The 20,200-nt window shown below is 34.0% G+C and carries 18 protein-coding genes; 9 read left to right on the forward strand and 9 right to left on the reverse strand.

Annotated elements, in window-relative coordinates:
• Positions 1-54 precede the first annotated feature (54 nt).
• The 4 genes from mnmA to CLV00_RS08585 all read left to right on the forward strand — a co-directional run bounded on the left by mnmA (position 55) and on the right by CLV00_RS08585 (position 4,368).
• Entirely contained in the window at positions 55-1,242 is a 1,188-nt protein-coding gene (gene mnmA / locus CLV00_RS08570) for a tRNA 2-thiouridine(34) synthase MnmA (protein ID WP_099714720.1), read from the forward strand.
• Between the two features lie 131 nt (positions 1,243-1,373).
• Positions 1,374-2,990 carry a S8 family serine peptidase gene (locus CLV00_RS08575; RefSeq protein ID WP_099714721.1) on the forward strand — a complete coding sequence of 539 codons (1,617 nt, stop codon included), beginning with the start codon at positions 1,374-1,376 and terminating at the stop codon, positions 2,988-2,990.
• Positions 2,991-3,002: 12 nt separating this feature from the next.
• Positions 3,003-3,947 carry a nitronate monooxygenase family protein gene (locus CLV00_RS08580; RefSeq protein ID WP_099714722.1) on the forward strand — a complete coding sequence of 315 codons (945 nt, stop codon included), beginning with the start codon at positions 3,003-3,005 and terminating at the stop codon, positions 3,945-3,947.
• A gap of 10 nt (positions 3,948-3,957) precedes the next feature.
• Complete coding sequence (locus tag CLV00_RS08585) at positions 3,958-4,368, forward strand: hypothetical protein (protein ID WP_099716289.1); 411 nt, start codon at positions 3,958-3,960, stop codon at positions 4,366-4,368.
• A gap of 93 nt (positions 4,369-4,461) precedes the next feature.
• Here the strand turns inward: CLV00_RS08585 and CLV00_RS08590 are convergent, their stop codons facing one another.
• Complete coding sequence (locus CLV00_RS08590; RefSeq protein WP_099714723.1) at positions 4,462-4,902, reverse strand: DUF4268 domain-containing protein; 441 nt, start codon at positions 4,900-4,902, stop codon at positions 4,462-4,464.
• A gap of 94 nt (positions 4,903-4,996) precedes the next feature.
• On the opposite strand from CLV00_RS08590, the gene CLV00_RS08595 reads away from it, so the two are divergent.
• Positions 4,997-5,641, forward strand: a complete 645-nt coding sequence (locus CLV00_RS08595) for a CoA pyrophosphatase (protein ID WP_099714724.1) — start codon at positions 4,997-4,999, stop codon at positions 5,639-5,641.
• A 136-nt stretch (positions 5,642-5,777) separates the two neighbouring features.
• The gene (locus CLV00_RS08600) at positions 5,778-6,587 is read left to right on the forward strand and encodes a 1-acyl-sn-glycerol-3-phosphate acyltransferase (protein WP_099714725.1); all 810 of its coding nucleotides are present in this window, start codon (positions 5,778-5,780) and stop codon (positions 6,585-6,587) included.
• A gap of 37 nt (positions 6,588-6,624) precedes the next feature.
• On the opposite strand, the gene CLV00_RS08605 is transcribed toward CLV00_RS08600, so the two are convergent.
• Together CLV00_RS08605 and CLV00_RS08610 are read right to left on the reverse strand one after the other, a co-directional pair.
• Positions 6,625-7,257, reverse strand: coding sequence for a hypothetical protein (locus tag CLV00_RS08605; protein WP_099714726.1), 633 nt, complete (start codon positions 7,255-7,257; stop codon positions 6,625-6,627).
• Positions 7,254-7,757, reverse strand: coding sequence for an RNA polymerase sigma factor (locus CLV00_RS08610; protein WP_099714727.1), 504 nt, complete (start codon positions 7,755-7,757; stop codon positions 7,254-7,256). The genes CLV00_RS08605 and CLV00_RS08610 overlap by 4 nt, the downstream gene beginning before the upstream one ends.
• Before the next feature lie 288 nt (positions 7,758-8,045).
• On the opposite strand from CLV00_RS08610, the gene CLV00_RS08615 reads away from it, so the two are divergent.
• Both CLV00_RS08615 and CLV00_RS08620 read left to right on the forward strand, forming a co-directional pair.
• Positions 8,046-9,350 carry an NAD(P)/FAD-dependent oxidoreductase gene (locus CLV00_RS08615; RefSeq protein WP_099716290.1) on the forward strand — a complete coding sequence of 435 codons (1,305 nt, stop codon included), beginning with the start codon at positions 8,046-8,048 and terminating at the stop codon, positions 9,348-9,350.
• Between the two features lie 270 nt (positions 9,351-9,620).
• Positions 9,621-10,841, forward strand: a complete 1,221-nt coding sequence (locus CLV00_RS08620) for a 3-oxoacyl-[acyl-carrier-protein] synthase III C-terminal domain-containing protein (protein ID WP_099714728.1) — start codon at positions 9,621-9,623, stop codon at positions 10,839-10,841.
• A 54-nt stretch (positions 10,842-10,895) separates the two neighbouring features.
• On the opposite strand, the gene CLV00_RS08625 is transcribed toward CLV00_RS08620, so the two are convergent.
• Positions 10,896-11,906, reverse strand: a complete 1,011-nt coding sequence (locus CLV00_RS08625) for a DUF3810 domain-containing protein (RefSeq protein ID WP_369800928.1) — start codon at positions 11,904-11,906, stop codon at positions 10,896-10,898.
• 161 nt (positions 11,907-12,067) lie between these two features.
• On the opposite strand from CLV00_RS08625, the gene CLV00_RS08630 reads away from it, so the two are divergent.
• Complete coding sequence (locus CLV00_RS08630; protein ID WP_099714730.1) at positions 12,068-13,531, forward strand: aminoacyl-histidine dipeptidase; 1,464 nt, start codon at positions 12,068-12,070, stop codon at positions 13,529-13,531.
• 259 nt (positions 13,532-13,790) lie between these two features.
• Here CLV00_RS08630 and CLV00_RS08640 read toward each other — a convergent pair whose 3' ends face one another.
• From CLV00_RS08640 to CLV00_RS08660, 5 genes are all read right to left on the reverse strand, one after another.
• A complete protein-coding gene (locus tag CLV00_RS08640) occupies positions 13,791-14,129 on the reverse strand; it encodes a DHCW motif cupin fold protein (protein WP_099714732.1) in 339 nt (112 codons plus the stop codon).
• Between the two features lie 136 nt (positions 14,130-14,265).
• Entirely contained in the window at positions 14,266-15,033 is a 768-nt protein-coding gene (locus CLV00_RS08645; protein ID WP_099714733.1) for a carboxypeptidase-like regulatory domain-containing protein, read from the reverse strand.
• A gap of 88 nt (positions 15,034-15,121) precedes the next feature.
• The gene (locus CLV00_RS08650; protein ID WP_099714734.1) at positions 15,122-17,053 is read right to left on the reverse strand and encodes a DEAD/DEAH box helicase; all 1,932 of its coding nucleotides are present in this window, start codon (positions 17,051-17,053) and stop codon (positions 15,122-15,124) included.
• 205 nt (positions 17,054-17,258) lie between these two features.
• The gene (locus tag CLV00_RS08655) at positions 17,259-17,837 is read right to left on the reverse strand and encodes a non-canonical purine NTP diphosphatase (RefSeq protein ID WP_099714735.1); all 579 of its coding nucleotides are present in this window, start codon (positions 17,835-17,837) and stop codon (positions 17,259-17,261) included.
• A gap of 678 nt (positions 17,838-18,515) precedes the next feature.
• Positions 18,516-20,024, reverse strand: a complete 1,509-nt coding sequence (locus CLV00_RS08660; RefSeq protein WP_099714736.1) for an FMN-binding glutamate synthase family protein — start codon at positions 20,022-20,024, stop codon at positions 18,516-18,518.
• Positions 20,025-20,200: the final 176 nt, after the last annotated feature.

A 20,200-nucleotide genomic window follows, 5' to 3' on the forward strand; every position in this document is an offset into this window, starting at 1 on the left:
CTGTTGTAAATCTTTTGTAACTTTGCATCCTTGTAAAATTATAATTTTTTGAAGATGAAGCGTGTTGTTGTAGGACTTTCTGGAGGTGTAGATTCAAGTGTTGCTGCTTATTTATTGCAACAACAAGGGTATGAAGTCATAGGTCTTTTTATGAAAAATTGGCATGATGATTCGGTTACTATTTCTAATGAATGTCCGTGGCTTGAAGACAGTAATGATGCTTTATTAGTTGCTGAAAAGTTAGGAATTCCTTTCCAAACAGTTGATTTGAGTGAAGAATACAAAGAGAAAATCGTGGACTATATGTTCAACGAATATGAAAAAGGACGCACTCCAAATCCTGATGTGCTTTGTAACCGCGAAATAAAATTTGATGTTTTCATGAAAATCGCTTTAAGTCTTGGTGCCGATTATGTGGCTACCGGACATTATTGCCAAAAAAGTGAAATCGAAGTAAACGGAAAAACGGTTTATCAACTGAAAGCCGGTGCTGATACTAATAAAGATCAATCGTATTTTTTGTGTCAATTATCTCAAGAGCAATTGGCAAAATCATTATTTCCTATTGGCGAATTGACAAAACCGGAAGTTCGTGAAATAGCGGCTCAAATGGATTTGATTACTGCCGAAAAGAAAGATTCGCAAGGATTATGCTTTATTGGAAAAGTACGTTTGCCAGAGTTTTTACAGCAAAAATTGCAACCAAAAGACGGAATTATAATTCAAATTGATAAAAACGATCCTGTTTACAATTTTGAAAAAGACACTGAATTAGCCTTGGAAGATAGTTTGATGTCTGATGCACGAAAGATTCCGTACACTCCAGACATGGGTAAAGTAGTGGGAAAACATCAAGGTGCTCATTATTTCACTATTGGACAACGTAAAGGACTAAATGTTGGAGGAACAACTGATCCGTTGTTTATTATTGCCACTAATGTGGAAACCAATACTATTTATACTGGATTGACCAGCCAACATCCTGGATTATTCAAGAGCGCCTTATTTATAGAAAAAAATGAAGTGCATTGGATTCGTGAAGATTTGTCTTTGGCCAATGGAGCAACTATGCAAGTAATGGCTAGAATCCGATACAGACAACCTTTGCAGAGTGCTACCTTGCATCAATTTGAAAACGGAATGTACGTTGCCTTTGACGAACCACAATCTGCAATAACAGAAGGGCAATTTGTGGCCTGGTATTTAGGGGAAGAATTAGTTGGTTCGGGAGTAATTTCTTAGTTTAGTACTTTATTTATAAAAAGCTCTAAAAACAAATGTTTTTCTGGGATTAAAACATCCTGAAAATCAATAATAATGATTCAATCCTAGCGATAGTTGAAGTTTTTAGGACTAAAAAAAATAAAGTTACTATGAAAAAAACCTACATATTTCTTTTTTTACTGATTACTTCAGCTGCTTTTTCCCAACAAGATGCTTGGGTATATTTTAATGCAAAACCCAATTCCCAATTTTATTTAGATACACCTTTGGAAATGCTAACCCAAAGAGCATTAGATAGAAGAACCAATCAAAATATTGCTTTAGACTTTAAAGATGTTCCAGTAGAGGAATCCTTTATTGATCAAGTAAAATCAGCAACGGGAATTACTGTCATGGCAAAGTCCAAATGGATGAACGCGGTCCATGTACGTGGATCACAATCAAATATAAATGGATTGGCAATGCTTTCTTTTGTCAGTAAAGTTGATTTTGCAAATAAAACACTGAATCAAACTGCAAAAATAGCGAAGCTGTCAAAAATAAAGAGGGTAAATAAAACCAAGAAAACCAAAATTGACTATGCTTATGGTTCTTCATCGAATCAAATCCAAATGCTTAACGGGCATCAGTTGCACCAACAAAATTATACGGGTTCCGGTAAAATAATAGCGGTTTTGGATGCTGGATTTCCGGGAGTGAATACCGTTCAGCCTTTTCAAAGATTAAGAACAAATAACCAGATTTTAGGAGGTTATAATTTTGTATTAAGAAATCCTGATTTTTATACTGGAGTTTCACACGGGACTTCGGTACTTTCTTCAATGGGTGGTTACAAAGAAAATTCGTTAGTGGGAACAGCACCAGATGCATCTTATTATTTATTCATCACCGAAGATGATACCTCAGAAAATCCTGTTGAAGAATCGCTTTGGGTCGAAGCAGCAGAAACAGCCGATAGTTTAGGAGTGGATATTATCAATACTTCTTTGGGGTATTTTGATTACGATAATGATGCGTATAGTCATACATATAGTGAAATAAATGGTACAACTGCATTCATATCCCGTGGGGCTGAAATTGCATTTAGCAGAGGTATGATTATAGTGACATCGGCCGGTAATTCAGGTGGTACATCAGATCCATATATTGCTGTTCCTGCAGATGCTGCTTCAGTAATTGCTGTAGGTGCAGTAAATTCTTCAGAAGTATTAACTTCGTTCAGTTCAGTAGGTCCTTCATTTGACGGAAGAATAAAACCAGAAGTCATGGCACAAGGTCAAGCGGCAATAGTGTCAGATGCTGCGGGAAATATCGTGACTGCTAATGGAACATCTTTTTCAAGTCCTATAATGGCAGGAATGATTGCTTGTTTATGGCAGGCATTTCCCCAAAAAACAAATCGGGAAATTAGAGAATTAGTATTAAAATCAGCAGATAAATTTTCCACTCCCAATAATCAATATGGATTTGGAATTCCTGATTTTGCATTGGCCTTAAATAACCAGTTGGCTTTAGAATCCTTTTCTAAAGATGATTTTATACTTTATCCCAATCCAGCAAGTGATACCGTTTCAGTTTCTTTACCTGCAAAATTTGATATGGGTACAGTATTTATTTATTCCATTTTAGGGCAAAAAGTTTTAGAACAAGAAATAACGCCACAGGCATCTATTATTTCATTGAAATCTCTGAATGAAGGAGTGTATCTTTATAAAATGGAATCAGATGGTTTTTCTAAAACGGGAAAAATAATTAAAAAATTATAGCAGCAATAGTACATGAATAAAATCACAGAACTTTTTAAAATTAAATATCCAATTATTCAAGGAGGAATGATTTGGAATAGTGGTTATAAATTAGCAAGTGCAGTGAGTAATGCCGGAGGTTTAGGATTGATTGGAGCAGGCTCGATGTACCCTGAAGTTTTACGGGAACACATTCAAAAATGTAAAAAGTCTACTTCAAAACCTTTTGGAGTAAACGTCCCGATGTTGTATCCCAATATCGAAGAAATCATGAAAATTATCGTTGATGAAGGTGTGAAAATCGTTTTCACTTCGGCTGGGAATCCAAAAACATGGACTTCTTATTTGAAAGAAAATGGCATAACTGTTGTTCATGTAGTCAGCAGTTCTGTTTTTGCATTAAAAGCACAAGACGCAGGTGTTGATGCAGTTGTTGCCGAAGGTTTCGAAGCCGGCGGACATAATGGTAGAGAAGAAACTACTACGCTTACGCTGATTCCGATGGTAAAAGAAAAAATTACCATTCCGTTGATTGCTGCTGGAGGTATTGCAACCGGTCGTGGTATGCTAGCAACGATGGTACTGGGAGCAGATGGAGTTCAGGTAGGAAGTAGATTTGCAGCATCATTAGAATCATCGGCACATGATAATTTTAAAGAAACGATTATAAATCTTAAAGAGGGCGATACACAACTGACTTTGAAAGAACTCGCTCCTGTTCGGTTGATTAAAAATAAATTTTATCAGGATGTTCAGGAATTGTATGAAAAATGTCCAACCAAAGAAGAATTAATAGATTTGCTGGGAAGAGCAAGGGCAAAACGTGGTATGTTTGAAGGCGATTTAATCGAAGGAGAATTAGAGATTGGACAAATAGCAGGATTGATCCACGATATAAAACCAGCCGCAACAATCATTCAGGAAATGATAGCCGATTTTGAAACAGCCAGAAAAGAAATAGTTAATTTTGATTTTTAATTTATTAGGAATGACAAAGACAAAAATATATATAGTATTGCTTTTTTTAGTAATGGGATTACAGCATTCTTTTGGTCAAAATTATAAGTTTAAAACTTCGGGTTTTAGCGTTTTAGAAAAAACAGAAAAAGGAAAATGGGGGAAGTGGTCTGATCTAGATTTAGTCAATATTTTAGTCACATTGGATACCGATAAAAATAGAATAGTAGTCTATTCTCAAATCATTCAACTGTTTGAAATCATAGATTATCAACCTATTGAAGAGAATGATACTGATATTGTTTACTCTTTTACCTGTAAGGATAATGAAGGATTAGATTGTACCGTTTCTATCATCACCAGAAAAAAACAGGATAATAGGAAGCAATTGTATATCAATTATGAAGATCGGATTATTGTGTATAATATTTTCAATATGTGATGAATTGGATAAAAAAATGCTTGAATTTGAACAGATAATCCGTTCGAATTGAAGCATTTTTTTTAAATAGAAAATTCTATTTGAGTTTCTAATTTAAAGTTTCTCAATATCCTTTATAAAATCATCATACTCTGAATAAAATAATTCCAGAGCATTCATTTTTTCATTGTAAAAGTCAAATATTTCATCCCAATAGTTGCGATTACTCACACCGACTCCTAGTTTTTCAACCCAAATTCTACTGATGGTTTTGCCACTTTCCAGTGTGTATTCTTTTTCGAAAACCAAGTCTTTGATGAAGTCCTCGTCAAGAATAGTTCTTAGCGCTTCCAGTTTTTCAAAATAAGCAATTCTTTTTTCATCACTTCGATGTTCAATATCTATTAAAACTTGAGCTTTTTTATTGTCTACATAAAATTTAAAAGAAAAATCCTTGATTTTAGTATCGTATAATACCCATTTTCTAGGATATTTCTCTGCGAATGCAACCCAGAATTCTCGTTTTAACCTTTGTGTTTCTTCTTTGCTGTACATTTGTAATGACTTTTTGGTTATAGAAAAACTTGTGCAATTGTATTTTCTAAACTATATTTATATGCTGTTTTATATGCAAAAATAGACTTTGATTATGGATTTTCAAGAATTTTTACAGTATGTTCCTAAATTAATTGAAGCAAGGCTTCCAGCTTTTGATGCACATGTAAAAATGGCGCCTTTAGAACGATTGGAAAGCTTAAAGAATATCAATATTGAAGATAAAAAGCCAAGAATTGCAGCAGTAATGATGCTTTTTTATCCTAAAAATGATACGACACATTTAGTGTTAATCGTACGAAATTCCTATAAAGGAGTTCATTCTGCTCAAATTGCATTTCCGGGAGGTAAGTACGAATTCGAAGATGAGAATTTTGCTCAAACGGCACTTCGGGAAACGCATGAAGAGGTAGGAATTCATCCGGATAAAATTGAAATTCTTAAACCGTTTACAGAATTATATATTCCGCCAAGTAACTTTATGGTACATCCTTTTTTGGGTATCAGTAAAGAAGAATTGGTGTTTATACCGCAACCTTCGGAAGTGGCAAATATTATCGAATTGCCCTTGTCAGTTTTTTTAGACGATGCACTTGTAGTAGATACAAATTTGACAACTTCCTACGCTGACAACATCAGTATTCCGGCTTTTAAAATTGAGGAGCATATTGTTTGGGGTGCTACAGCAATGATGTTGAGTGAGTTAAAAGAGGTTTTGAAAGAGGTTCTTGGAGAGTAAATTTTAATATTCTGCGTTAGAAAATAGCGAATTAATTGGTTGGGTTTTTCAAATTGTTCTGTTGAATTCAAAGACCAACTTCAAATATAAATTTCGTAAGTTTGTAATCCAAATTCACAAAAAAATACACAATTTTATGGGATTGTTGAAGAGAAATCCTTTCGGACACATATTATTTATAAAAAAATGGCTAATCCGAATCTTTGGAGCCATGACGCATAGACGGTATAGAGGATTTAATGAATTACAAATTGAAGGTTCGGAAATTATCAGGAATTTACCGGACAATAACGTACTTTTTATTTCCAATCACCAAACCTATTTTGCTGATGTTGTTGCTATGTTTCATGTTTTTAATGCAAGTTTGAGTGGACGCGATGATACGATTAAGAATGTTTGCTATTTGTGGCAACCTAAAATGAATATCTATTATGTTGCTGCCAAAGAAACTATGCAGGCGGGATTATTGCCAAGAATCATGGCGTATGCCGGAGCAATTTCTGTAGAGCGTACTTGGCGTGCTAAAGGAGTTGATGTCCAGGAGAAAAAAGATATTAACCCTAACGATACTGAGAATATTAAAATTGCTCTAGCTGATGGTTGGGTAATCACTTTCCCGCAAGGGACAACAAAATCCTTTAAACCGGTTCGTAAAGGAACTGCTCATATTATCAAACAACACAGGCCTATTGTGGTGCCTATCGTTATTGACGGTTTCCGTCGTTCGTTTGACAAAAAAGGAATTCGAATGAAGAAAAAAGGAATCCTGCAGTCCTTTATCATCAAAGAACCTCTGGATATTGATTATGATAATGATACAATCGAGGAAATTGTAGAAAAAGTAGAATATGCAATTGAGCAACATCCTTCATTCCTAAAAGTTATTCCTGCTGAAGAAATTAAAGAACAGGAAGAGTTGAATCGATTACGAAAATGGGAGTATTAAAATAAAAAAAAGAGTTCGCTACGGCGAACTCTTTTTTTTATAAATCTATCTTTTTTAATTCTTTATAATTAGCATACAATCTTCGAAGCAGTATGCCATATACAACTCTGTAAAACAGCCAGAATGCTCCAAAGAATACTAAAGTAGTCAGTGTTATGACTCCTATTGTTATTGCCATCACTTTTCCGTTAGTGGCAATTTGATCTTTCAAAGCACTCATTTCCGGATTATATGCAAAAGTTATATAGAAGGCGATGATTGAACTCAGAACAATCATTCCCAGATTATACCAAACATAGTATTGAACCGTTTTTCGGGTTTTTAAAATGTCAGACATTAATTGTTTTGTAGAAGCGGTGGTCGAGATAATTTTGTAATTTTTATAAAATAAATAGATAAAAAACAGTATCACACCATAATTAAAATAAGTAAACACTTCAAAGTATTGAATTAACTCAGGATGTTTCATTTTAATTAAATAATCATCACTGTTAAAACAGAGACTTAAACACGTCCACAATAAAACTTCCAAAATACTAATAATCAAAATCCACTTCACAATCGAAGATGATTTTTTATGTATCATTTTGTAAATCTCGATTTCCGATACTTGCTCAAAAGAATTAGTATTCTTCTGCCAGTCTTTTTTTAATAAATCCAACTCTTTCATACGCCTAATGGATTTAATATTTTTTTTAATTTCCCTTTAATTCTATTCATTTTCACCCTTGCATTTACTTCACTAATTCCCAATGTTTCTGATATTTCCTGATAATCTTTATCTTCCAGATACATAAATATCAACGCCTTTTCAATATCATTCAGCTGGTAAACTGCTTTATACATTAATTTTAATTGTTCTTCCTCCTCATAATCGTATTCCACATCATTCAGGAAATGTTGTCGCCCTTCAAATTCAATAGTATTTATGGATCGTTTTGTTTTTCGGTACAAAGTAATCGCTGTATTCAGCGCGACTCGATAGGCCCAAGTAGAAAATTTACTGTCGCCCCTGAATTTTGGAAAAGCCTTCCATAACTGAATCGTAATTTCCTGAAACAAATCCTTATGAGCATCATCGCCATTAGTATACAACCTACAAATCTTGTGGATTATATTCTGATTTTCCTGCAACTGCTTTACAAAAGAATGTTCTAGATTATCACTCATATATACGTTAGTAAGCCAATACTGGTTTTTGTTACAAAGTTGCACTTTTTTTTGAGGAGCACACCACTATTCATTTCATAATTAATACTCGTCCCGCTGTACCTTGCAATCTTTATTTTCTGAAAAAACCAGAAAAATAAAGGATTTCCATTACCATCGGGGCTAATTTACATGTTTATTTTTTCTAAGGAACTTTTGCAAAAACAAAAATTTCGATACTATTTGATGAAATTCAAAAGTAGAAAACATTGTATCTTTGAGTATCAACAATTCAGAACTTTTTTAAATATGAACATCCCAAATTCAACTTTACCCAGAATAGTAATCATTGGCGGAGGTTTCGCAGGAATCGCATTAGCGAAAAAGCTAAAAAATAAAAAAGTACAGGTTGTTCTTTTAGACAAACACAATTACCATACTTTTCAGCCTCTATTATATCAAGTTGCCACAGGCGGGCTCGAAGCAGGTTCTATAGCGTACCCAATCCGAAAAGTATTTCAAGAATACGATGACGTTTATTTTAGACTCACCAATGTCCAAGAAATCGATACTAAAAATCAAAAAATAATCACCGAAATTGGCGAATTAAAGTATGATTATTTAGTCATTGCCACTGGTTCTAAAACTAATTATTTTGGCAACAAAGAAATTGAGCGCAACAGTATGGCCATGAAAACCATACCGCAATCGCTCAATATTCGAAGTCTGATTCTTGAAAATTTTGAACAAGCTGTTTTAACCACCGATGTAGCCGAACAAAATAGCCTGATTAATTTTGTACTTGTAGGTGGCGGACCAACAGGAGTAGAGCTTTCCGGCGCTTTGGCCGAAATGAAAAAAGCCATTCTGCAAAAAGATTATCCAGATCTTGATATTACCAAAATGGAAATCAATCTGATTCAAAGTGGTGACAGAATTCTAAATACGATGAGTGAAGAATCCTCTCAAGCTGCCGAAAAATTTCTAATCAGTTTAGGTGTGAAAATTTGGAAAAACGTTCGCGTCACTAATTATGATGGACGTACCATAACCACAAATTCCGATTTATCTTTTGAAACCGCCACAGTAATCTGGACTGCGGGTGTTCAAGGAGCTCTTGTAGCTGGTTTAGATGCAGAATCTTTGGTTGAAAAAGTAGAGCGCATTCGGGTAAATGAATACAATCAGGTCGCAGGATATAGTAATATTTTTGCCGTAGGTGATATTGCTTCTATGGAATCTGAAATGTATCCACAAGGGCATCCCATGATGGCGCAACCAGCAATGCAACAAGGGGAATTATTAGGAGAGAATTTAATAAAATTAATTGAAAACAAACCCATGGAAGCTTTTGAATACAATGACAAAGGTTCTATGGCAACCATAGGAAGGAATAAAGCGGTAGTCGATTTGCCTAAATACCATTTCAACGGCGTTTTCGCATGGTTTGTGTGGATGTTTGTACACTTGTTTTCACTTATTGGATTCAAAAATAAAGCTGTAGTTTTCTTAAATTGGGTCTATAATTACATTCGTTTTGATCGTGAAGGGCGTTTGATTATCAGGCCTTATAAAAAGAAAAGTTTCACCACATTTACAAGTGATGAAGTTTAATTAATTTTTTAAAATCAGGAAAATTTTTACTTTAAAAACAACAGCTTTAGCGTTGTATTTTTATTCTTACATACTTGATAGTCAGTGATTAATGATTGTGTAGAGTAATTCTTATAACTACTTGGCATTCAGTTTTTTAACAAAATTATAATATTTATAAGTAGTTGTAAATCAATTACTTGTGTTTTTTAAAAATTGCAATTTTATTAATTTGATTTTTTTGAATGATTTTTGATTTAATTTTATATTTCAATTAAAATTCAAAAGTTAATGAAAAGCGTTATACTTTCCAATTTTCATCCAATTTTAGTGGGTAAATTGATTGATCAAAAAAAGCTAAATCAGTACACAAAATTTCTGTATTATCATTTTCAAAATCTTCCAAAATCAGGTGTAACTGGAAATGGAGCTTTTGATAATGAACCTATTACTTTTGAGCTTATTTCTGATCAAGTAGATAAGTATGCTGTTTCTTCTGAAAACATTAATAGTAGACAAAGTATTATTTTTGAAGAAGTAGAGGATTTTATTGAACATATTATGGAAATTACTTCGCCTTCAGGATATCATTTTCCTTCAGGTTTCGAAGTCAAATCCGGAAATCTTTATGGGCCAAAAATTGAGGTTCGAATGGAATGGTTCAAAAGGAAAATGGGATATGTTTTTGATCAATTTTATTTAAAAACAAATACAAGTCCGGAAAATCTGATACATGTCACTTGTTCCGGATATTCTTCGCCAAGTGTAGCTCAAGAAGCCGTTATAGAAAGAGATTGGGAAACAGTACAAGTTACACATTCCTATCACATGGGTTGTTATGGAGCTTTTCCGGCAATTCGTACAGGAAGAAGTTTGCTGTGTGCCAGTACAACTAAAGGCAGAGTAGATGTGGTTCATACAGAATTATTATCAGCACACTTAAATCTGACCGAATTTTCGAATTCAAATATTATGATTTGCTCTCTTTTTGCAGATGGATTTATTGGTTATTCCCTATTTGATGAAGAATCTTTCCTGAATGATGATTCGTTTCCTGAGAAAAAAGGACTACGAATTATTGCCTCTCATGAAGTTATTATACCGGATTCATTAGAGGATATGTCTTGGGATTTAGGCGAATATAATTTTTTGATGACCTTGTCTAAACGAGTGCCTGTTTTTATACGCAAAAATATCAAACCTTTTTTGACTACACTTTGTAAAAAAGGGAATGTTGATCTTGAACAGCAAAAAGGGAATATGCATTTTGCGATACATCCGGGCGGACCAAAAATCATTGATTATGTTATAGATGCAATTGGATTGGCTAAAGAACAAGCGAATTGGTCTTATGAGATTTTACGCCGTCAAGGGAACATGTCTTCGGCCACGATTCCTCATATTTTTAACGAAATTGTAAACGATCCAAATATTGAATCAGGTAAGAAAATTGTAGCGATGGCATTTGGACCTGGACTTACAGCTACAGGTTTGTTACTGGAAAAAATATAATTTTTTAAGTACCAAGTTAGACGTTAAGAGCTATAGGTTATTAAAATTCTTAACTTAAAACTTTCTTTCCTTGTAATAATTCACCATCAAATTTACAAATTTACTATAGCCTTCTAGACCGTCTTTTTGCTGATTTATTTTCAGAAATCTATCGTAAAAAGCATGAAAACCTTTGTCAATTATAGTGTCATACTGTTTCCAAAAATGCTCACTTTCTTTATAGTTTTTCAAAATTCCGGGATGAATTGTTTTGAGTAGTTCTTTGAAAATTTTTTCGTCTCGAACTTGCCAATTACCCAAACAATAACGCAAAGCCATGCTGTAGCCTGAATATTGAATGTATGCATTTTCATTTTTTATGGAAGCTAAAAAACCAATAAAGTTGCATTCACTTTCGCTGGCAAAACCCATTTGATGCGCCATTTCATGATTGGTAGTCATGGGGAAACTGTACATTGGACCCAGATAATTAACTTGTGCTTCATTGGTAAACGGATTCAGATAACCACCAAAACCCATGTAGGTCAAAGGCAAACTGATAAGTGATTTCTTGGTGCTTAAATGGTTGTAAGTGAAATACGAATATTCTTCAGCTAGTTTTTTGTAACCATTCAAATTCATCTTAAAAACCTGATCTTGTGTGTACGGGAATACTACTTTTAAACTATCATTTTTTGTAATCTGTTTTTGAATAGCGTTTGTTTTAGCGATTAACTTTTTGGTGAAAACCAATAAATCAGCATCTGAATAGTCTTTTTTAATTTCCATTTTTTCAAAAAGCGGTTGGCGGTAATAATTAAATGCCCACAGTGAATGAAACAAGAAATAGAACACTGAAACAAAACTTAATATGGATAATATATTGCTTTTCCATTTTAACTTCCAAGATTTTCGTTGGTTCCAAAACCATTTTAAGACAAAAGCAATAACAATAATATACATTACATCTCCCAAAGAAAATGGAATGCTTCCCAATGCTAATCTTGAGAATTTTGAAAGTACCGGATAAAAACCATTACTGTAAAACTGTTCCACTTGTAGCGGAAAATAAGGGAGTACCTGCAAAATTAATATTTGGACAAAAAGAAAGAAAGAAAGGAAATATTTTGTTCGCACAGCATGAATTTTAGTAGTGTAAATATAATTACAATATCAATTAGTATCGATAAAGAATTTAAACTTTGTAACTTTGGGCTTTGTAAATGTTAAACCTCAAACAAAAATAAATGAGTCAAGAAATAAGAAATCTGGAACCAAAAGCACTTTGGAATAAGTTTGCCGATTTAAACGCTGTACCGCGTCCTTCTAAAAAAGAAGAGCGTGTGATTGAGTTTATGAAAAACTTCGGAAATAGCCTTGGATTAGAGACTTTTGAAGATGAAATTCGCAACGTAATTATCCGTAAACCGGCAACTGCTGGAATGGAAAATCGAAAAGCAATTGTACTTCAAGGACATTTGGATATGGTGCATCAAAAAAATTCCAATACCGTTTTTGATTTTGATACACAAGGAATCGATATGTATGTAGATGGAGATTGGGTTCGTGCTCGTGGAACAACTCTAGGTGCTGATAACGGTCTTGGAGTTGCAGCTATCATGGCAATATTAGAAAGTACGGATATTCCACATCCTGCTATAGAAGCTTTGTTTACAATCGATGAGGAAACAGGAATGACAGGAGCATTGAACTTAAAAGGAGGTATTTTACAAGGTCAAATTCTGTTGAATTTAGATACGGAAGAAGATGACGAAATAGATATTGGTTGTGCGGGAGGAATTGATGTGACGGCTACTGCTGAATATGATGAAGAAGAAACTCCGGAAGGTTCTGTAGGATATACGATTACTGTAAAAGGCTTGAAAGGTGGGCATTCCGGAATGGATATTCACAAAGGATTGGGTAATGCCAATAAAATCATGAACCGATTGTTATTTGATGGTTTTGATAATTTTGGGTTACAAATTTCTGAAATAAAAGGAGGAAGTTTGCGTAATGCGATTCCGCGTGAAAGTCAAGCAAAAGTAATTATTGCTGAAGTGTATGATGAGGCTTTTGTTTTTGACATGCAGCAAATTGTAAACGAAATCAAAACGGAGTTAAAAACGACGGAGCCTAATTTAGAAGTTGTTTTTGAAAAAATGGAGGCAACTCCTGCTAAAGTAATGCCCTCAATTGCTCAATTTTACTTTGTAAGAGCAATGTATACAGCTCATAATGGCGTTTATAGAATGAGTGCAGATTTTGATAATTTAGTAGAAACATCGAACAATATTGCTAAAGTAATTGTTGGCGAAGGACAGCTTTCGGTACAATGTTTAACACGTTCTTCGGTAGAAACCTCCAAGTTTGATTTGGCTAATGCTTTGCGTTCCGCTTTTGAATTAATGGGTTGTGAAGTTGAGTTTTCTGGAGCATATCCGGGTTGGACACCAAATTCTGAATCAGAGATTTTGGATGTTTTAGTTCCGATTTACGAAAAACAAAACGGTGAAAAACCAAAAGTAGTGGCATGTCACGCAGGATTAGAATGTGGAATTCTGGGAACGAATTATCCTGATATGGATATGATTTCTTTTGGACCAACGATTCACGGTGCACATTCCCCTGACGAAAGAGCGAGTATTTCTTCTTCTCAGAAATTCTGGAAATTTGTATTGGAAATTTTAGCTAATATTCCTGTGAAATAGTATTCAGTGTAAAAAAAAAGTGTTCAGTTATAAACGAAACTGGACACTTTTTTTTTGGATACTGAAACTAAATTTTTAGTCTCTTTTAGGACTGTTTTTCTTATCTCTTTTTTCTTCTTTCTTTTCTTTAGCCGTTTTTAAAGGTTCTTTTTTTACGGTTTTCTTAGCGTCTTGACTTTTTGCCATGATATAGGTATTTAATTTTGTTTTTAATTTTGATGTAAGTAAATGTATATAATATTTTGATTGATTTTAAAGATTATTTCAAAAAATCCCCATCTATGATTAATAATTCAACTCCATTAGTGGATATAGAGCGATGGGAGCTTGCGTCATCTGAAACTACATAAGTCATTCCTTTTGAAAGCTGGACTTGTTCTCCGGATTCTAATTCACTAATAAAATCACCTTCAAGGCAATGCACAATATGTCCTTTTTGGCACCAATGGTCTGCCAGATAATCTTTGGAATAGGTTACTTTACGAATTCTAAGGCCGCCTAATTGAGTTGTTTGCCAATGCGCTATTCCTGTTGTTCCGATATGTTCAGTTTTTTCTATTGAATCCCAATTAATAGTTTGAAAAGGTATAGTAGACATAGATTTTACTTTTAGAGTATTAAAACTTAAATTTAACTGCTTTAAAATAAAAATCCCCAACTACTTTCGGAATCGGGGATTAAATTATTTTTTTTATTCCAAAATAACTAGTTGTTTGAGTAATGGAATATTGGGTTTATTTTTTCTTCAGGACTTTATATTCTTCGTAACAGCCACTTATAGCATCCATAATTTGTAAATCATTAGCCGTTTTTATAAACGATTCAGAGTAGTTACAGCGTTGCAGAATTTCGGCAATTTCATTTTTGTCAACACCTAAAAGAACTGATATTGTTTCTCTGTCAAATTTAGATTCCAAAAGGTTTCGTACCGTATCATCTTTCTTCATTTCTTTCAGTTTCTTGAGCTCTTTTGGATTCTTCCCAAAGAAATTATAGAGCATGTCCGCTGGATTGAATATAGAACCTAGCACTCTTCCAAAAGCATTTGGAGAATATTCCCCTGCTTCATAACCTTGCGTTAAACCGGAAATACTATACCTGTAGTTTTCTCTAACGGGGATAATTTTAGTGTCTACTTCAAGATATCCTGTTAGATTAAAGGGTCTGATTACCACTTCTTCAAGTGCAATTGCTTTTTCAGTAAGTTGAATTTTGGTGCTTTTGTTTTTTATCCAGTCATTGGTTACGCGAACGCGAAGCGATTGAAATCCTAAACTTGTAATGTGAAGCGTATCGTTCAGTTGTACATCTATTTCAAAATATCCTCCTGAATCGGTAGTTGCGCCTCTAACTTTATTGATATTAATGATATTTACACTAGATAATGCTTGTCTAGTTGTATTGCTGATAATGATACCATTAACTTTTTGGGAGGGTTCTTTAACTTGCGCAAAAGCAGTTGCGGATAGTACTAAAAAAAAGAAAACTACAAAATATTTCATAAACTGGTTTAAGACTTTAAAAGTAATAAAACAGGATTAAATATTTTGTAGTTCCAGTATATAATTATAAGAAAATTAACAATGAATGTTAGTCTCTTCTTGGTCTTCTTGGTCTTGGTGAGTCACCAAAGCTTTCAGAACGTCTTGGTGCTCTGTCAGACGAACCTTCAGTTCTAGGTCTGTCAGATGAAAAACCACCTTCTCTTCTTGGAGCTGGTCCTCTGTCGCTTCTGAAACCACCTTCTCTTGGAGCTGAGTTTCTGTCGCTTCTAAATCCACCACCTGAACCTTCTCTTCTTGGAGCAAAGCTTCCTTCTCTTCTTGGAGCAGAACTTCTTCCACCACCAAAACTTCCACCAGAACTTCTTCCATTATGGTCACGTCTTCCGCCACCGTCATTTTTAGAAATTTCAACATTGATTCTACGTCCTTCTAATTGTACGTTGTTCAATACTTCCATTACTTTATCAGTATGTTCCGGATCAGTGTTAAAGAAAGAGAAACCTTCTTTTACGTCTACTTTGAAAACATCATCACGACCTAAGTCTAATGTTTCTTTCAAGTAATCCTTCAATGACATCCAATCAAAGTTATCTCTAGAACCTATGTTCACAAAATATCTTGTTGCACCACCATTGTTGTTTTCTCTTGGAGCACCATCTCTATCGTCACGATCACGTCTTTCAGAACCTGAAGATTGATTAGAAATATCTCTTGTTTTTTTGTAGTAATTGATAAAACGATTAAATTCAACCGATACCATTTTCTTGATTAATTCCTCTTTCGATAAACCTTCAAGAACGCTGTTAATTGCAGGAAGATAGTTGTCAATTTCGTGATCAACTTCTGTATCTTTAATTTTATTAGCTAAGTGTAACAATTGGATTTCGCAGATTTCAATTCCAGAAGGGATTGTTTTTTCTTCGAATTTTTGTTTGATGATTCTTTCGATTGAAGAAATCTTACGCAATTCACTTTTAGTAACAATTACGATAGAAGTTCCTAATTTTCCAGCACGACCTGTACGACCAGAACGGTGGTTGTACGTTTCGATTTCGTCAGGTAATTGATAATTCACTACGTGAGTAATGTTATCAACGTCAATTCCACGAGCAGCAACGTCAGTAGCTACAAGCATTTGGATTTGTCTTCCTCTAAAAGATTTCATTACACCATCACGTTGCGCTTGAGATAAATCTCCGTGCAATGCAGCAGCGCTGTATCCATCTTCGATCAATTTTTCAGCAACAGCTTGCGTATCTCTTTTGGTACGACAGAAAACTACTGAGAAAATGTCTGGATTAGCATCCGCTAAACGCTTCAAAGCTTCGTAACGGTCACGTGCATTTACAAGGTAAAATTCGTGAGAAACTGTAGCAGAACCTGAGTTTTTAGCGCCAACTGTAATTTCAATTGGGTCTTTCATGAATTGTTTTCCAATACGTGCTACTTCAGCAGGCATTGTTGCAGAGAATAACCATGTGTTTTTTTCGTCTGGCGTAGTAGAAAGGATGTTTACGATATCTTCGTAGAAACCCATATTCAACATTTCGTCAGCTTCGTCAAGAATACAAAAACTAATTTGAGAGATGTTTACCAATCCTCTATTAATCATGTCTTGCATTCTTCCTGGAGTTGCCACAATAATTTGTGCGCCTCTCTTTATGTCTCTCGCTTGTTCTGTAATGCTAGCTCCACCGTAAACTGCTACCACATTAATACCTTTTTCGTATTTAGAGTAGTTTTTAATTTCGTTGGTAATCTGCAAACAAAGTTCGCGTGTTGGAGATAAAATTAATGCTTGTGTATTTCTGTTGTTGGCATCAATTTTCTGAATAACTGGAAAACCAAAAGCTGCCGTTTTCCCTGTCCCTGTCTGAGCCAACGCAACCATATCTGTGTCTTTTTCCAATAATAGGGGAATCGCTTTCTCCTGTACTTCGGTCGGATTTTCAAATCCTAGATCTAAAATCGCCTTCAGTAACGATTCACTCAATCCTAATTGTTCAAATTTATTCATATGTATTTTTAAAATAGGGTGCAAAATTACTGTTAATAATCGATATAAACTAATGCTATTTTAAGATTTAATGTTTTATTATAATTTGATTATCAGAAAGTTATATTTTTTATTTGCGAATTGTGCGTTTTGATTTAGGATTTTAGTGTGAAATTACGCCTTGAAATTTGTTTTTTTGTTATAAAAATGTTCTATTTTGAGGCGTTTATTTATTCAGTTTTAAAAAATCAATTAATTGCTGTGTAGCTTTTCCTCTGTGGCTGATTTTATTTTTAATAGCCAATGATAATTGTGCAAAAGTTTCTTGATATTCTTCAGGTTTGAAAATAGGGTCGTAACCAAATCCTTGATCTCCTGATTTTTCTAACGTAATTTCGCCTCGTGCAATTCCTGTAAAAAGATGCTGTTTTCCGTTTAAATTCAATGCAATCACTGTTTTGAATTGTGCTTTTCGATTACTTTTATCAGATAAGCATTCTAATAATTTATTCATATTATCATCAGCATTACGTTGCTCTCCGGCATATCTTGCAGAGTAAACACCAGGTTCACCATTCAGGGAATCTACTTCCAGTCCGGTATCATCAGCAAAACAATTGTAACCGTATTTTTGTGTAACGTAATTGGCTTTTAGAACTGCATTGCCTTCAATTGTTGCGGCAGTTTCCGGAATATCTTCATAACAGCCGATACTTTCTAAACTAAGAATTTCAATCGTGTCAGGAAGTATACTTTGTATTTCCAGTATTTTATTTTTGTTGTTGGAAGCGAAAACAAGTTGCATTTTATTGGGTTTAATTTTACAGTTCAAAGATACATTTTTTTAGACAGTGTGTTATAATGTGCAAATAACTGTATGAAGAGTCTATTGATAACAAGAATAGCTGTGTATTTGGATTTTAAAAGTATATTCGGTTGTAATTAATTGAAATTCAGCACGTTAATTAATAGTTAAAGTATTGAATTTTAATTGTTTAACGAACATAAGTTGTATCTTTGAGTGTGGTTTTGATTAATCACTTGAATAAAAACTATCTGCAAGGAGAAGAGTATTCAAATTGTCATTTCATACTGAACGGTATGTTTGATAAATGGTAAATCAAAATTTACAATCGGAGGTCCTTTAAAAAGACCTCCTTTTTTTATGGTTTAATTCTAAGGATTTTACTTTTTTAAATAAGAATTAGAGAAATAATTTTTAAAGGTATGGAATGATTATTTTATTGTGATTTCTAACGCAATGAGCTTGTGCGTTAATTATTAGTTAAACGTATGTTTTTCAATGTTTTGAATGAAATAAGATTGTATCTTTGAGTGTGGTTTTGATTAATTACTTGAGTATATCAATCTTGCAATAAGATATGATAATTCAATAGTCAGCTATACTAATATAATTGTATGAGTTGATAATGGTAAATCAGAACCGACAACTGGAGGACTCTAAAGGTCCTCCTTTTTTGTTTTAATGTTTTTGAACACTTTTTAAATTATCAGGGAAATACAAATCAGATAAATGGGCAAATTCATCACCACGCATGAAAATGTTAATGTCAACATCGGCAAAACTTTTTTTGCCTGCAGCAGCAAGAAGTTCGTTAGCTGCGTGTAAAGTGTTTTTATGAAAATGATATACACGCTCTGATTTGTCCGTTACGACTAGTCCTTTCATCAGCATTTTATCTTGTGTCGCAACTCCGGTTGGACATTGGTTATTATTGCATCGCAAGGCTTGAATACATCCTAATGAAAACATGAATCCACGCGCGCTGTTGCACATATCAGCTCCAAGGGCTATCGCCCTAAGGATTGAATATCCAGATATGATTTTGCCGCTGCAAATGACACGTATCTTGTCTCTGATTTCATAACGGACTAAAGTTTTATTTACAAAAATAAGCGCTGGTTCAAATGGCATTCCCACACCATCAGCAAATTCTAGTGGAGCAGCACCGGTTCCACCTTCGGCGCCATCAACGGTGATGAAATCAGGAAAGCAATTTTGAGAAATCATTTCTTGGCAAATCATTTCAAATTCACGGGTTTCTCCAATACATAATTTAAAACCAATAGGTTTTCCATTAGACAGCAATCGTAATTTTGCAATAAATTCTACTAAACCTTTAGTGTCAGAAAACGCAGAATGGCTGGGAGGAGAAAGGATAGTGGTGTGTGGTTGCACGCCTCTTATTTTGGCTATTTGTTCGGTATTTTTTGCAGCAGGTAAAACACCTCCATGTCCTGGTTTTGCGCCTTGTGATAATTTGATTTCAATCATTTTTACTTCCGGTAAGTTCGCTTTTTTAGCAAATTTACTTCCGTCAAAACCACCTCTGTCATCACGGCAACCAAAATATCCGGTTCCTATTTGCCAAGTTACATCGGCTCCTTGCAAATGAAATTCAGTTAATCCGCCTTCGCCTGTATTGTGATAAAACTTGCCTTTTTGCGCTCCTTTGTTTAATGAAACTATGGCATTTTCGCTTAAAGAACCAAAACTCATTGCAGATATGTTTAATAGCGACGCAAGATAAGGTTGTGTGCAGTCTTGGCCTCCAACCAGCACCCTTGGTAATTCTTCGTTGACAGCTGTAGGGAAAATAGAATGTTTGATTCCTTCGTAGCTTGATTGATTCAAGTTTAATTGTGTTCCAAAAGGCGTTGTCGAATCAATATTTTTGGCTCTTTGATATACAAGAGAACGTTGGTTTCTAGAGAATGGTTTTCCATCAGTGGATCGTTCTATGAAATATTGCTGAATTTCCGGAGCAATCATTTCAAATAAATATCTAAAATAACCCAAAACAGGAAAGTTTCTTAAAATGGCATGTTTGGTTTGAATGCTGTTTGCAAATCCAATGACAATTATAACTAAAATTGTTAAAGGAAAAAAGATGCTATATTTATAATAGTAAGCAATAATTGAACTTAAAAATAAAATTATAATCCCAAAAATAAAAAATTGCTTCCTCATGTTATTTGTAGTTTAAAAGTTTCTAAATTACTCAGAATTTTCTAATTTTTTGATAGTTTTGTGAACAACTTATGCAATTGATTTTAAAAAGCTTTAGGTTTCAAAATAATTTCGAAAATCTTTAAAGTAAGTTATTAAATGTTAAATATTTAATTTGTCTAATTTTTTTAATCAAT

It is taken from the genome of Flavobacterium sp. 11 (assembly GCF_002754315.1).
Classification (GTDB): Bacteria; Bacteroidota; Bacteroidia; order Flavobacteriales; family Flavobacteriaceae; genus Flavobacterium; species Flavobacterium algoritolerans.